General features: G+C 60.9%; 13 protein-coding genes. 1 reads left to right on the top strand and 12 read right to left on the bottom strand.

Annotated elements, in window-relative coordinates; translation table 11 throughout:
• Positions 1–18 precede the first annotated feature (18 nt).
• The 7 genes from CK486_RS00275 to msbA are packed head-to-tail and all read right to left on the bottom strand — an operon-like array spanning position 19 to position 7,712.
• Positions 19–666 (bottom strand): transferase, encoded by a 648-nt coding sequence (locus CK486_RS00275; protein ID WP_095938312.1) that lies wholly within the window; start codon positions 664–666, stop codon positions 19–21.
• Positions 666–2,093, bottom strand: coding sequence for a bifunctional D-glycero-beta-D-manno-heptose-7-phosphate kinase/D-glycero-beta-D-manno-heptose 1-phosphate adenylyltransferase HldE (gene hldE, locus CK486_RS00270; RefSeq protein WP_095938311.1), 1,428 nt, complete (start codon positions 2,091–2,093; stop codon positions 666–668). The genes CK486_RS00275 and hldE overlap by 1 nt, the downstream gene beginning before the upstream one ends.
• Positions 2,094–2,153: 60 nt before the next feature.
• Entirely contained in the window at positions 2,154–3,554 is a 1,401-nt protein-coding gene (locus CK486_RS00265; RefSeq protein ID WP_095938310.1) for a PIG-L deacetylase family protein, read from the bottom strand.
• Positions 3,555–3,558: 4 nt separating this feature from the next.
• A complete protein-coding gene (locus CK486_RS00260) occupies positions 3,559–4,455 on the bottom strand; it encodes a GNAT family N-acetyltransferase (protein WP_095938309.1) in 897 nt (298 codons plus the stop codon).
• 24 nt (positions 4,456–4,479) lie between these two features.
• Positions 4,480–5,184, bottom strand: a complete 705-nt coding sequence (locus CK486_RS00255) for a lipopolysaccharide kinase InaA family protein (RefSeq protein WP_095938308.1) — start codon at positions 5,182–5,184, stop codon at positions 4,480–4,482.
• A 2-nt stretch (positions 5,185–5,186) separates the two neighbouring features.
• Positions 5,187–5,870, bottom strand: a complete 684-nt coding sequence (locus CK486_RS00250; RefSeq protein ID WP_095938307.1) for a class I SAM-dependent methyltransferase — start codon at positions 5,868–5,870, stop codon at positions 5,187–5,189.
• 24 nt (positions 5,871–5,894) lie between these two features.
• The gene (gene msbA, locus CK486_RS00245; RefSeq protein WP_095938306.1) at positions 5,895–7,712 is read right to left on the bottom strand and encodes a lipid A export permease/ATP-binding protein MsbA; all 1,818 of its coding nucleotides are present in this window, start codon (positions 7,710–7,712) and stop codon (positions 5,895–5,897) included.
• A 33-nt stretch (positions 7,713–7,745) separates the two neighbouring features.
• On the opposite strand from msbA, the gene CK486_RS00240 reads away from it, so the two are divergent.
• Complete coding sequence (locus CK486_RS00240; protein WP_095938305.1) at positions 7,746–8,348, top strand: lipopolysaccharide kinase InaA family protein; 603 nt, start codon at positions 7,746–7,748, stop codon at positions 8,346–8,348.
• Between the two features lie 7 nt (positions 8,349–8,355).
• Here CK486_RS00240 and CK486_RS00235 read toward each other — a convergent pair whose 3' ends face one another.
• Genes CK486_RS00235 through CK486_RS00215 form a run of 5 tightly spaced genes read right to left on the bottom strand, consistent with a single transcriptional unit; the run spans position 8,356 to position 14,439 of the window.
• Positions 8,356–10,326 (bottom strand): nucleoside-diphosphate sugar epimerase/dehydratase, encoded by a 1,971-nt coding sequence (locus tag CK486_RS00235; RefSeq protein WP_095938304.1) that lies wholly within the window; start codon positions 10,324–10,326, stop codon positions 8,356–8,358.
• Positions 10,319–11,347 carry a glycosyltransferase family 4 protein gene (locus CK486_RS00230; RefSeq protein ID WP_095938303.1) on the bottom strand — a complete coding sequence of 343 codons (1,029 nt, stop codon included), beginning with the start codon at positions 11,345–11,347 and terminating at the stop codon, positions 10,319–10,321. Before CK486_RS00230 ends, CK486_RS00235 begins: the two co-directional genes overlap by 8 nt.
• Complete coding sequence (locus CK486_RS00225) at positions 11,344–12,306, bottom strand: SDR family oxidoreductase (protein ID WP_095938302.1); 963 nt, start codon at positions 12,304–12,306, stop codon at positions 11,344–11,346. Before CK486_RS00225 ends, CK486_RS00230 begins: the two co-directional genes overlap by 4 nt.
• A gap of 2 nt (positions 12,307–12,308) precedes the next feature.
• Positions 12,309–13,436, bottom strand: a complete 1,128-nt coding sequence (wecB, locus tag CK486_RS00220) for a non-hydrolyzing UDP-N-acetylglucosamine 2-epimerase (RefSeq protein WP_095938301.1) — start codon at positions 13,434–13,436, stop codon at positions 12,309–12,311.
• On the bottom strand, positions 13,429–14,439 hold the full coding sequence (locus CK486_RS00215; protein WP_095938300.1) for a polysaccharide biosynthesis protein: 1,011 nt from the start codon (positions 14,437–14,439) through the stop codon (positions 13,429–13,431). The genes wecB and CK486_RS00215 overlap by 8 nt, the downstream gene beginning before the upstream one ends.
• Positions 14,440–14,525 lie beyond the last annotated feature (86 nt).

Below are 14,525 nucleotides of genomic sequence, written 5' to 3'. Positions count from 1 at the left end.
GGTTCCCCCCCCTTCACCTCAGACCAATTCGCGATCCCAGCGAATGCCCCGTTTGATCACCCTAGCTGGCACCCCGGCCACCACGCAGCCACCTTCATCGAAGACACCAGACACCAACGAACCAGCCCCGACCACCGTTTCAGGAAGCAGGACAGTCCCCTTAAGCACCTGGACCTCACGCCCAAGCCACACGCGATTCCCAATACGAACACTTCGTGCAGGATTGATTCGCAGTCCAGTTGTCGCATCCAGGATCGAATGTTTGTCCCCCGTGCGGATCAGAATGCCCGTGGAAAACATGCAATCCTGGCCAATATCGATGCTGGCCGCCTCATCGCTCAGCATGTAGGCCCCTTCGACGGTGGTGTCAGCACCGATCCGGATATGCTGACCATGGGTATGTCGCAGGTAAATCTTGCCGGACTTGATCCGAACCCGAGGGCCGATCTCGATCAGATTGCTATCTCCATCCAGACGAATCTCGCAATCGTTGATCTCGGCGCCTTCGCCCAATACCAGCCGGTTACTGTGCCCGCCAAGCTTGATGGTCACTCGCTTCATCTTTCGCGCGACATCCACAGGCAGAGTAAGCTCATTACCGGGTTTACGGATGAAGCGATTCTTGTAAATCAGATTCCACGTCCACAGATAGAAGCGACCCAGCATCAATCGCCCTGCCCCTTGATCTTTTCGACTATCGCGGTGGTCGAGCTGTTCTCTACCAGACCAAGCACTCTCACCTCGCCACCATAGGCGCGCACGATGTCGGCACCGACCACCCCCTCGATGCCATAGTCGCCGCCTTTGACCAGCACATCGGGTTTGACCTGGCGCAGCAGGTTTTCGGGGGTGTCTTCGCTGAAACTGACTACCCAATCGACGGCCCCCAACCCCGCCAGCACCGCCATGCGCCGATCCACCGAGTTGATCGGTCGGCCCGCCCCCTTGAGGCGCGATACCGAGGCGTCGTCGTTGACGGCCAGCACCAGACGGTCGCCCTGGGCTCTGGCCTGCTCCAGATAGGTCACGTGACCAGCGTGCAAGATGTCGAAGCAGCCATTGGTAAAGACGATTTTCTCGCCATGAGCGCGGGCATCCTCAAGGGCCAGCAGCAATTGATCGACGCTGACCACGCCCCGCTCTGAACCCGCCTCGCGCTGCACCGCACGGCGTAGCTCTGGCGCACTGATGGCCGCAGTGCCCAACTTGGCCACCACGATGCCGGCGGCCAGGTTGGCCAGTGCCACGGCATTGGGCAGTTCCTCGCCCGCAGCCAGCGAAGCGGCCAAGGTGGAGATCACAGTGTCGCCGGCACCGGTGACATCGAAGACTTCGCGGGCGCGTGCCGGCAGGTGCAGCGGCGCGTGATCTGGGCGCAGCAGGGTCATGCCGTGCTCGCCACGGGTCACTAGCAATGCGCCGAGTTCCAGCTCGCGCATCAGTGCGTCACCCTTCGCCACCAACTCGGCCTCGTCGCTGCAATGACCGACGATGGTCTCGAACTCGCCGAGGTTCGGGGTGATCAGGCTAGCGCCGCGATAAATGGAGAAATCCTTACCCTTGGGATCGGCCAGCACCGGAATGCCGCGAACGCGGGCCTGCTGGATCAGCACCTGGTGATTCTTCAGCGCGCCCTTGCCGTAATCCGACAGCACCAGCACCTTGACCCCGTCCAGCAACGCGTCGACCTGCTCGGCCATGGCCTGTGCATCCGTGGCAAAAGGCTCCTCGAAGTCCAGGCGCAGCAACTGCTGGTGACGACTCATCACCCGCAACTTGAGGATGGTCGGCTGCGAGGCGATCTGCTGGAAATGCGTCTGTACGCCAGCCCCCTGCAGGCTGTTACGCAAGCTCTCGGCAGCCTCGTCCACTCCGGTTACGCCGACCAAGCGTGCCGGCGCGCCCAGCGCGGCAATATTCAGCGCCACGTTGGCCGCGCCGCCGGGGCGGTCCTCAAGATGCTCGACCTTGACCACCGGCACCGGCGCCTCGGGGGAGATCCGCGAGGTCGGCCCATGCCAGTAACGGTCGAGCATGACATCACCAACCACCAGAACGGCGGCCTGATCGTAACGGGGCATGGACAGCTTCATGGGGACTCCGGAAGGGCAAAATCGGGGCGGATCATAGCACGGGAGGCGCCAACTGCTGACTCACTCGCCCAGCGGACGCACCCAGAACAGCTCGTGGCGACGCACTGCCTTGCGGAAGAACTCGTCCTCGCCGGTGGCCGGCCAGTGACGGCCAGCGAGCAGGCGCTGAATCAACCGGCGCAGACGCTTTTTGACCGGTAGCGGCGCCTGCAGATCGTGCTGCATGGCCAGGGCCATGGCCTTGTCCAACCGTGCCTCAGCCGACAGCGACGGGCTCCACAGGCCGTCGGCCGGCAACGCCACCAGCGCCGGAGGCAGGGCGACCCCTGCGCCGGCCGGGCCCATGGGCCAGCGGTCGTTGTCGTGCAGGTGGTTGGCGTAAAGCAGCAAGGTCTGAGGCTGCCAGGCGCTGAGCTTCACCGCCTCCAACAACGCGCGGGTGGCGGCGACATGGTCGCTGTGCGGATCCAGCTTGGGATGCGGGGTCACCAGCACCTCGGGGCGGAAATACTCGAGCAGCGCGGCCAGATCGGCCAGCAGATTGTTCCAGCTCGGTACGCCATCGGCATCGGCCGGCAGCGCTAGCGGATTGTGCCGACGCACGCTGCGGATATCGCTTTCGCCCGACTCGCGAGAACCGAAGCCCTGCCCGGGCGCCTCAGCCATGGCTGGCAGCTGCAGGCAGTAGTAGCCCAGTTGCACGCAGCGCGATTGCGGCACGCCGCCCCAGAGCGGCACTGCCAGGCTGTCCCAGGTGCGCAGGCGACCCTTGAGCCGCGCCGCCTCAGGCAGCGACAGCCCCAGTCGCCGGTAGTGCTCGGCCTCGATCTCGCCTTGGGTCAGGGTGACAATGCTGGCCTCGGCACAACGGCTGTAGAGGCCGAAGGCGGCCAGCTCGGCGTCATCGGCATGCGGCGCAATGATCATAACCCGGCGCTCGGCGTAATCAGGATTACGCAGGGCAAACAGTCGACCGCTACCGGCCAGTCGGCAGAAGCGCCCGCGCAGGCTCAGATCGCCCCGCACCAGTGCATTGCCCTGCCCCGACAGGTTGAGGTAGCGCAGGCCATCAAGCCCCCGCTCGAAATCCTGGCGATCCTCACCGATCCAGACCTGCGGATCGAGGAAGCGGCCAAGCCAGCCTGCGCTCAGGCGCCATTCAAGGATCAGGGTCTCGGCGTCACCCGGCTCACCCTCGACACGCAGCCGCCCGCCATCAAGGCGTACCGGCAGACAAGGCGTGCCCTCGGGAAAGTCATAGCGGTAGTCGTCACGCGGCGAGTAGAACAGGTGGTCGGCGAACCAGGCCTCGTGAGCAATCCAGCCCAGCAACAGGAGCAGCGGCGGCAGCCACCAGGCCAGCAGCACGCCAGCCAGCATCAGCAACGCCAGACCGACCAGCAGCGTCAGGCGCTTGTTGCGCCGGTGGCGCCTGAGCAGCTGCTGCTTGCGCGCGCTCATGGCCTCACACCTGGAACGCCGGCACCCGGTGGCACCAGCGGTCCTTGTATTCGCGGTCGGCCCGGCCGAAGGAGTAGCGCAGCGGCTTGCCCAGCGAACGGGCCTCACTCCAGGCGTTCTGCGTGTTGACGAAGCTGAGCACACTACCGGGACTGAACTCGCGCTGCTGCGGATCGACCCCGCCGTTGATGTACTCGATGCTGACCCAACCCGGGGACTCGACCCGGTAGAGCACCTGGATGGCCACCGGAGCGTCATTCAGATAGATCAGCGAGCCGGTCATGAACTCACGCAGCAAGCCGAACACCTCGGCCAAATGCGCCTTGCCAGTCGCCTCGAAGCCCCAGCGGAGCTGGAACAGTTCGGCGTAGATAGCGGCCTGCTCGGCCGGCTCCAGCTCCAGCATGGGCCGGATCACTCCCCCGGCATCTTCCAGCAGGCGCTGCTCGCGGCGCTGGTTGTAGCGAAATTTCTTGCTGTACTCCTCAGGCTCACGGGCCAGGGCCAACCCCTCGGGCTGCTCGCGCAGAGTGCTCAGGCGCTCGGCGTTGAGCTGGGACACATAGCGCGCGCGGTGGCGCAGCGGCACGCACGCGCCTTCGGCCACCGGCAGGATGATCTCGGCATTACCCAGATCGAACAGACCGCGCTTACCCTGCTGCTTTAGCACGTCCTTGGCCAAGGCCAGGTGCCGCCCCCAGGTCGGGATGGCCGCCTGCAACTCGCCGCCCTGAAACCAGCCGAGGTAGCGCACCGGAATGCCGGCCAAACCGGCCAGCCGCTCGACCACCTGGGGATGGGTCACCACGCTGCCGCCGTGGCGCTGCCACGTGGCGGCATAGTCGGCCGCGCCAATCGGCGTCCAGCCCTGCTCGCGCCAAAAGCGCACATAAGACAACATCACGCCATCCCCACTAGACAACCATCAGCGCAGCGGAACAGGCGCTGCGATACCATAACTCTCGCGGTACCCCTCAAGAAACGCCTGCCATTGTGGAGCGTCCCAAGGCGAGCGCCGGGCCATCTGGCGTAAGTCATGACGAGCAGCACGCCAGCGGGTCAGCCGTTTGCGGCTCTTTTCCATATCAATGAGGGCAACATCCACCTCATCGCCTCGCACGCGAACGAAGACATGCTTCAAATAGAGGCAACCATGCTGCCGCTTGCCCCTGTTGAGCCGACCTAACACGCGCCCAATCTCTTTGAGCACTCGACGGTGCAAGACCTCGCCCCACAGCAGCTCTTGCCGATCCAGATAGCACTGTTCCAGGCTGCAAAATCCCTCTAGCGCCTCGGTAACCAACACAGCTTGCCAATTCCCCCGCTGCTTACGGCACGCAGCAAAAAGCAGCTTGGGAACAGGCACGCCAAGAGCATGACTGTGAAGCAGTGCGTCGCGCTCACGCATTGCCGTGGGATAGCCGAACGGGTGCATCCAGCTGCGATAAATATGGCCATGTTGCTGCTTACGATAGAGCTGCCGGCCATCGCTGGTCAGAATACGCTTAACACCGCTCTGCCCTCCTCGGCGCTCATTCGGCTCCTCTACCCATTCGCCTGGCACTGCCAGCCATGCATCTATCGCAGCATCACCACTTAAACGGGCAAGCTCAACCAGATCCGCGCTCATTGTCAGGCCTTACGCAGGACATAAACTCGCCACATGGCGTAGTGAGGAATGAAGTCCAAGTGATCGACAACCTGGAATCCAGCCTGCGCAAACTCCGACTCGATAGTCTTCACCGGAATCACAAAGCGGTTCTGGAACTCAGGAGCAGTTCCTTTGGCTAGCCGGCGCTGCTCAGCTCGGTTACGCTTCCACGCTTTGTAGTTTCCATCCACCCACAGAGAAATGATCAGGGTATCTCGGCTGACTCGGTGAAATTCCCGCAGCAGCGTGAGCCGATCCTCGGCCTTTCCGACATGGTGGATCAGGCGCATGCAAAAAACGCTGTCCACGCAGGCATCGGGAAGGTCGATCGCAAACGCAGAAGTTTGCAGCGGTGTCACGCGTTTGACCACCTCGGCCGGCTGTCCGGCACAAGCCACCGCAATCATATCGGCGGAATTGTCCGCGCCGATAATTCGCCGCTCAGGATGCTCGCCCAACATCGGCCAGAACCGCCCGGCTCCACACGGCAGATCCAAAACCTGCGCAGGGTTCCCAGCAATGCGCAAGGCTTTTCGAGCTAACTGAACATCCCTCCACGTCGACAACTGTCTCGCCAGCCCCTGACGATGCTTGCGAAGATAACGCTCCGCATGCTCTCGGTCATATTTCTTGGAGAACTCCAGCTCGATCTTTTTATTATTCATTCGGCAAGACTCCCGGACACTAGGTTATTCAGACTTATCTGCTGCCAAGGTATCACTGAACTGCTGGGCATGCAGCCGCGCATAGCTCCCCCCCGCAGATAGCAACTCGGCGTGATTACCACGCTCAACGATTGCCCCCTGATCCATCACCAGAATCAGGTCAGCCTTTTCAATGGTGCTCAGACGATGCGCAATCACCAGCGTGGTACGGCCTTTCATGACTTCATCCAGTGCTGCCTGGATATGTCGCTCGGACTCGGTATCCAGTGCTGAGGTAGCCTCATCCAGAATCAGCAGCGGAGCATCCTTGAGCAATGCACGAGCAATGGCCAAGCGCTGACGCTGTCCACCTGAGAGCAGTACGCCGTTTTCTCCGACCAGCGTGTCATAACCCTGCGGCATCTTCTCGATAAACTCGGCGGCGAAGGCAGCCTCGGCAGCACGCTTGACGTCCTCTAACGGCGCACCGGCTAGGTCGCCATAAGCAATGTTGTTGGTTACCGAGTCGTTGAACAGGGTGACGTGCTGGGTCACCAAGGCAATGTGCCGGCGCAAGTTACGCAGGCGATAGTCCTCGACATCCACACCATCAAGCAGTATCTGTCCGCTCTCATGATGGTAGAAGCGCGGAATAAGACTCGCTAAAGTCGATTTGCCGCTGCCTGAGCGCCCAACGAGAGCAATCATTTGACCCGGCTCGGCAACAAACGAAATATTGTTGAGAACGGGCTTTTCACTGCCCGGATACTGGAAACTCAGATTGCGTACCTCAAGGCGCCCACTGACCCGCTCGCGCTCTTGGGTTCCATGATCGACCTCCGGCACCTCGTCCAACTGCTCGAAAATACTTTCAGCACCAGCCACGCCTTTCTGGATGGTAGAGCTGACCTCCGAGAGCTGACGGATAGGCTTTGGCAACAGGCCCGCCAGAGTAATGTAGGCCACCAAATCGCCAGCCGAGGAGTCTCCTCGCAGCAACAGAACCAAGAATAGAACAACAGCCATAGCACTGTAGATCACCAACTGCAGGCTAGGCGTATAGATCGCTCCTGTCCTGACCATTCGCAACTGCTTGGCCGTGTTGTCAATACTGGCTTCCAGAAAGCGCTGCTCCTCGTAGCGCTCACCACCAAAGCTGCGCACGACCCGATACCCCTGAATAGTCTCAGAGGCGACATGGGTAACATCGCCCATGCTTACCTGAATTTTCTTGCTCTGCTTGCGAAACTTACGACTGGCATTACCAACCATAACGCCAATAACCGGCAGGATAGCGAGCATGACCAGTGTCAGCTTCCAGTTCATCCACAATAGGGATGCGAACAAGAAGATCACCGTCATACCTTCGCGGACCACGACCTTGATGGCGTCCGTTGCCGCACCGGTCACCATGGTTACATTGAAGGTAATTCGCGAAATAAGATGGCCGGAATTGTTGTTATCGAAGTAGCGGTTGGGCAGCGCCAGCAAACTACCGAACAACGCCACGCGCAGATCATGCACCAATCCCAGCGATACCCGAGCCAAGAAGAAGTTGCCGAGATAAGAGCCAATCCCCTGCCATAGAGCAATCAGCACAATCAGCAATGGAACCGCCTGCAATAGCTTGATATTGGCCAGTAGCGGCTGCTCGCCGAGCCAGGGAACTCCAGAAAAAAAATTGGCGTCCGGGTTACTCAGGCCATCGACAAAGTACTTCAAGATGTAGCCCAGCATGGGCTGGGTAGACGCAAAAATCACAAAGCCCAGGATGCTGATTGCAAAAAGCCCCCAATAAGGCATCACGTATTTCAGCAACCGCAGATAAACCCTGACACTGGATTGCTGGGTAGAATTGGCCATTCGGCAAGCCCCAAGAAGCGGTGATTAAACGAAATGCGGATTGTATCAGCGAACGAATTGCAGCAGTGGCTCACCCAAGGCCGGGTGATTGAGCAGGATGGCCGTGGCCCCAAGGTTGTAGCCCTAACTGACGGACAGTTGCTCAAGGTTTTCCGCCCACGGCGGCGCTTCTGGTTAGCTCGCCTGCGGCCTCAGGCTAAGCGCTTTGCCGATAACGCCCAAAAGCTCAATGCACTTGGCATCAGGACTCCCAGAATCACCGAGACTGGCTGGCTGGAGCGCGCGACAGCCACCAGTTTCTGTATGTACAGCCCACTGGCAGGACAGTCACTGGACAAGCTTTTTCTGCAGGAGCGACAGCAGTTCCTTAAAAGGCTTCCCAAACTGGCCCAGTTCATTCACGAACTGCACACCAAGGGCATCTATTTTCGCTCGCTTCACTTGGGCAACATCCTGTTGCTGCCCGAGGGGGACTTTGGCCTGATCGACTTTCTCGACCTGCGCATTAAAAACCACCCTCTTTCACGCTCGCTGGTACGCCGCAACCTGCAACACCTGCGCAGCTATCTCAAGCGCAGCGGAATTGAGGATTTTCCCTGGGCAGAACTGCAAAGCCTTTACCTTAAGGGAAACTGACCAACCGTCAGGAATAACGACGGCGATACTGCAAGTCGACCAACTCGTTTTCAGGGATATAGCCCTTTACGCCTTCGCGCAACAGGGCACGTATCTGCTCACAGTCGCCCTCATCGCAAGCCCTATTCAGGCGCATCAGCAGGGTCTGAAGCAAGGGCCATGACAGCAACTCCTCGCTTGCTCGCATGATTTTGGGATGCTCGGTGCTGCTGACGTTATCGCCGATCAGCAACTCCTCGTAGAGTTTCTCGCCAGGACGGAGACCGCTGAACTCGATGGAAATGTCACCGTCCGGAGTGTTTTCATCACGCACGGTCAGCCCGCTGAGCTGAATCATCCGACGGGCCAGGTCGACGATCTGAACCGACTCGCCCATGTCGAGCACGAAAACATCACCGCCCAGCCCCAAACTGCCGGCCTGGATCACCAGTTGAGCCGCCTCAGGAATGGTCATGAAGTAGCGGGTAATGTTCGGATGGGTCACAGTCACTGGCCCGCCACGTGCAATCTGCTGGCGAAACAGAGGAATCACCGAGCCGGATGAGCCGAGAACGTTACCGAAACGCACCATGGTGAAGCGTGTACGAACTGGTACTGAATCCCCGTTAGGCCCATTGAGTTCGGCCTCCTGAGAGAATGCCTGCAGCACCATCTCCGCGAGACGCTTGGTAGCTCCCATTACATTCGTAGGTCGCACCGCTTTGTCAGTGCTGATGAGCACGAAATTGGTGACAGCCGCTTCGACGGCCGCCCGAGCAGTATTCAGCGTGCCCACGACATTGTTCTGAATGCCTTCAACCACATTGTGTTCGACCATTGGCACATGCTTGTAAGCGGCGGCGTGATAAACCGTATCGACTTGCCACAGCTGCATCACCTTGAGCAGATGGGAAAAATCCCTTACAGACCCAAGGATAGGGACCAACTCCACAGATAACGCCTGGCGCTGAATCTGCTGCTGCAATTCAGTATGAATCGCATAGAGATTGAACTCGCTGTGCTCGAACAACAGCAACACCTGAGGACGGCTCTGAAGTATCTGCCGACACAGCTCCGAGCCGATGGAGCCACCGGCGCCCGTGACCATCACCACCTGTTGTTCGATGCAGCGATTAAGCAGCTCTGCTCGTGGTTCAACCGCATCACGGCCAAGAAGATCGGCAATATCGACCTCCTGCAAATCCGCAACGCTAACTCGGCCGGCAGCAATGTCCACGATGCCCGGTATGGAGCGCACATGCACCGGCAATGACTCAAGTCGCTCCAGAATCTCCCGACGCCTGCCCCTGGAAACTGAGGGGAGCGCCAGCAAAATCTCGCTAACCCTCAACTCGCCGACCATCGACTCAACGCTCGCAGGCCCATAGACCCGCAAGCCGGCAATTACACGCTTGTGCAAGGCCGGGTCATCATCGATAAAGGCCACCGGCAGCACTGAGTGCTGCTGACGCAATGCTGCCAACAACTGATTACCAGCGGCGCCGGTACCGTAAATTGCAACACGAGGTATGTCGACACGCGCACGTGCATGCAGATCAGAGAAAAACCAGTCCCCCAAGAAGAACTGACGCAGAACCAAGCGAAGCCCACCCAAGAAAACAAGGCACAACCACCAATAACTGAAAATAACCGAGCGAGGAATGAGGAATTCGCTGTTGAAGGCAAACAGGACTACCGCGAAAAGCAGCACCCCCAGACTGACCGCCTTGAAGATTGTCAGCAAGGCCTCATTGCCGATATAGCGCAGCACCGCCCGGTACAATCCCATCCGCACCAGAAAGGGCAACGCCGTAAGTGGTGCGAAGAAAAACAGCCATAGGAAACCACTATCCCAGCGCGGCAGATCATCCCAGCCAAGGCGCAACATGAAAGCCATCAGCAAAGAGAGCCATATCAGCAATACATCAGCTACGACCTGCATCAAGCGCTTCTGTCCACGCCCCACCTGTAAAAGGCGCAGCCGCAACCACTCAAGCATCCGCAGTCACCTCAGCCGTTCCCGCACCCAGCAACCAGGCCAACACCAGCAACGGTGCATAAGCGACCGCCACTCCGACCAAACCATCCAACCAGCCAAGAGCCACGATTACCGCCAGAGGAAGCAGCCAAGCAAGATTGATGATAACAACGCCGACCGTCACGGGGAGATGACTCCTCATGCGCCGTGAGGCGTACTGATAAGCATGACTACGATGCGCCTCATACACTAGCTCCCCACGCAGCAAGCGCCGGAACAAAGTCAGGGTCGCATCGACGATGAATACACCTAGCAGAATCAACCAGGCCCAGAACAACACTGGCTCGATCCATCCCGCCTGTAGCGAGAAGATGCCCATCACGATACCGAGAAAACCGCTACCGGCATCGCCCATGAAAATGCGAGCAGGAGGGAAGTTCCAGATCAGAAAACCCAGCACAGCAGCCGCCAATATCAGCAACGGCACATCGGTCGCCGCCGGCGCTTCCACCAGCGCGTATAAAAGCGCGCCCCCCAGACAGACACAGAGGGCCTCAACGCTGGCAATGCCGTCTATGCCGTCCATGAAGTTGTACAGGTTGAGTATCCAGACCAGATAGAAGGCCGCCAGTACATCGCCGATCCAGCTCAGCTGCAGCAGCCCGCCGAACACCGCCAGCGGCGGTAACCCGCCGAGCCAGTAAAGCGCCCAGGCCGCGGCCAGGAAATGGCCGAGCAGGCGCCAGCGTGCGGCAATGTGCCCGTGGTCGTCGAGAAAGCCCAGCAGTGCGATACCGAGCCCGGCGCCCAGAAGCGCGTAGAACAGCTCGGCGGCAATCCCAAGGCCAGCGAAGAAGGCCAGGCACAGCCCGGCCAGGAAGGCGACGACGATGGCCACCCCGCCACCCCGCGGCGTCGGCAGACTGTGCGAGCTGCGCGCATTGGGCACGTCGAGCAGGCTGCGCGCCAACGCATAGCGGCGCAGCAGCGCCGTGAGGAACCAGGCCATTACGGCCAGCGAAACGATCAGCAGCACAGTCATGAGCGTTGGCTTTCCAGAAAATGCGCGGCCGTACGGGCCAGCGTCTGATCCACCGTATGTGGCGGCGTCCAGCCCAGCAGATCGCGGGTCTTATCGATGTTCACCTGCAGCGAGCCGCACAGGCGCTGGCTCAGGCTCTGCCGGCCGAGCAGGCGCGCGCCCGCTTCGATCCAGGCCTGGGGCAGCGGCAGCAGCAGCGCCGGACGCCCGAGCGCCTGGCCCAAACGGCGCAGCAGCTCGGTGGTGGAGAGGTCTTCGCCATCGCTGACCAGAAAGCGCTGACCGCTGGCCGCCGGGTGGCTCAGACAGAGCACCAGCAGATCGACCAGGTTGTCTAGCGCCACCAGGCTGCGGCGGTTGTCGATCGCCCCAAGGGGCAGCGGCAGGCCCCGGTTCAGCCAGCGCAGCATGCTGAGGAAATTGGCCTTGACCCCCGGCCCGTAGATCAGCGGCGGGCGGACGATGACCACCTCCAGCCCGCTCTCTGCACCCAGCGCCAGCAGGGCATCTTCGGCCTCGCGCTTGGAAATGCCGTAGGGATCGCAGGCCTGTGGCGCATCGTCGGCGCGGAAGGGCTGGCCGGGAGGGGTCTGCTCGCCGTTGACCTTGATCGAGCTGACGAACACCAAACGCCGCACACCCGCCGCCACCGCCTGGCACGCTAGGCGCAGGGTGCCCTCGACGTTGACCCGGCGAAACTCGGCCAGCGGATTGGCAGCCTGCTCCTGCATCACGTGCACGCGGGCCGCACAGTGGATCACCGCATCGACACCGGCCAGCGCCTGCGACCAGTCGGCCTGCGCCCCCAGCTCCGGTGCCAGACAGTACTCCACTGCGGCCTGCGGCGCAGTCGGCGCCTGACGCTGCGCACAGCGCAACTCATGCACGCCATCTGCCAGCAGCCGCGCCTGCACGGCACGGCCAACGAAACCGCTGGCGCCGGTGAGCAGGACACGCATGCTCAGTCCTTACGCCAGACTGTACGGTTCACGTAGTCGGTGTAGCTGAGCACCACCCGCACCACCTGCAGCGACACCGGGCCGCCCTCGTAGTCGGGCACCAACGGGATCACCCGCGCACCGACCTGGTGCTGGCTGGTGATGACCTTGACCGCGGCCAGCACCGAATCCTTCTTCAGCCCGCTCATGATCAACGTGCCCTGATCCATCCCCTCAGGACGCTCATGGGCGTTGCGCAAGGTCACCGCCGGCAGGTTGAGCAGTGAGGCTTCCTCGGTGATGGTGCCGCTGTCAGAGAGTACGCAGAAGGCGTTCATCTGCAGCTTGATGTAGTCGAGCAGGCCGAACGGTTTGGAGAAGCGGATCAGCGGATGCTCCAGCGACTCGCCCAGCGCCTCCAAGCGCTTGCGGGTGCGCGGATGGGTCGAGACGATCAACGGGAAGCCGTACTCGTCGGCCAGCGCGCGCAGGGTGACGAGCAGGTCGCGCAGATTGTCCGGGGTGTCGACGTTCTCTTCGCGATGGGTGCTGACGATGAAGAACCTGCCCGCCTCCAGCCCCTCCCGGGTCAGCACGTCAGAGGCCTCGATCTTCGGCCGGTAGTAGTCGAGCACCTCATACATGTGCGAACCGGTCTTAATGATGGTCTCGGGACGGATGCCCTCGGCGATCAGGTAGCGGCGGGCATGCTCGGTGAGCACCATGTTGATGTCGGAGAGGTGATCGAGCACCTTGCGATTGAGTTCCTCTGGCACGCGCTGGTCGAAGCAGCGGTTGCCCGCTTCCATGTGGAACACCGGAATCTTGCGGCGCTTGGCGGCGATGACTGCTAGGCAGGTGTTGGTATCACCGTAGAGCAGCAGCGCATCGGGCTTTTCCAGTTCGAACACCGCATCGGCCTTGGCGATCACCTCGGCGATGGTCTGCGCGGCGGTGTCGCCGACGGCGCCGAGGAAGTGATCGGGCTTGCGGATCTCCAGGTCGTCGAAGAACACCTGGTTCAGCTCGTAGTCGTAGTTCTGCCCGGAGTGCACCAGCACGTGGTTGACCTGGCGGTCGAGCTCGGCGATCACCCGGCTCATCTTAATCAGCTCGGGACGGGTGCCGACCAGGGTCATGACCTTACGCATCGAGCTGTTCCTTGATGTAGTCGAGTTTGAGCAGCAGCTGCTTGATGCCCGCCACGTCCAGGCGCTCGGTATTGTGCGAGGTGTAATCGTCCAGCTCGGAGATCTTTTCCTCGCCCTCGACGAAGTACTTCTTGTAGTTCAGGTCACGGTTATCGGCCGGGATGCGGTAGTAGCGCCCCATGTCCTCGGCCTTGGCCATCTCCTCACGCGATACCAGCGACTCGTAGAGCTTCTCGCCATGGCGGGTGCCAATGACGCGCACCGGGTTGTCGCAGCCGAACAGCTCCTTGAGTGCCTGGGCCAGCTCTCCGACGGTGGAGGCCGGCGCCTTCTGCACGAACAGATCGCCCTGCTGCCCATATTCAAAAGCATGCAGGACCAGGTCGACTGAATCCTCCAGCGACATCAGAAAGCGCGTCATCTGAGGGTCAGTGACAGTCAGCGGCTCGCCGGCCCGCAGCTGATCGATGAACAGCGGGATCACCGAACCGCGCGAGGCCATCACGTTGCCGTAGCGCGTGGCGCAGACCACGGTGCCCCCCTCGGGAATCATCCGCGACTTGGCCACCATCAGTTTCTCAGCCATTGCCTTGGAGATACCCATAGCGTTGATCGGGTACACCGCCTTATCGGTGGACAGCACTACCACGCGCTTCACACCGCTGGCGATGGCCGCATTGAGGACGTTCTCGGTGCCGTTGACGTTGGTGCGCACCGCCTCCATCGGGTAGAACTCGCAGGACGGCACCTGCTTGAGCGCCGCAGCATGGAAGATGTAGTCAACGCCGACCATGGCCTGTTTGAGGCTGTCGTAGTCGCGCACGTCGCCGATGTAGAACTTGACCTTGTCGTTGGCCAGGGCGATGCGCATGTCTTCCTGCTTCTTCTCGTCGCGGGAGAAGATACGGATCTCGCGCACGTCGGTATCGAGGAAACGCCTTAGCACCGTGTGACCGAAGGAGCCGGTGCCCCCGGTGATCATCAATACCTTGTTGTCGAACATAAAACCATCCTGAACGTGAACGCCGCCCGAGGGCTGAACAAGCCGGCCCTCTCCCCAAGGGGAAAGGGCCGGAAGAGCATGAAAAC

The organism is Pseudomonas sp. HAR-UPW-AIA-41, from assembly GCF_002304225.1.
GTDB lineage: Bacteria > Pseudomonadota > Gammaproteobacteria > Pseudomonadales > Pseudomonadaceae > Aquipseudomonas.
The sequence above is the reverse complement of the archived record's forward strand: the minus strand, read 5'-3'. Positions and strand labels throughout refer to the sequence as shown.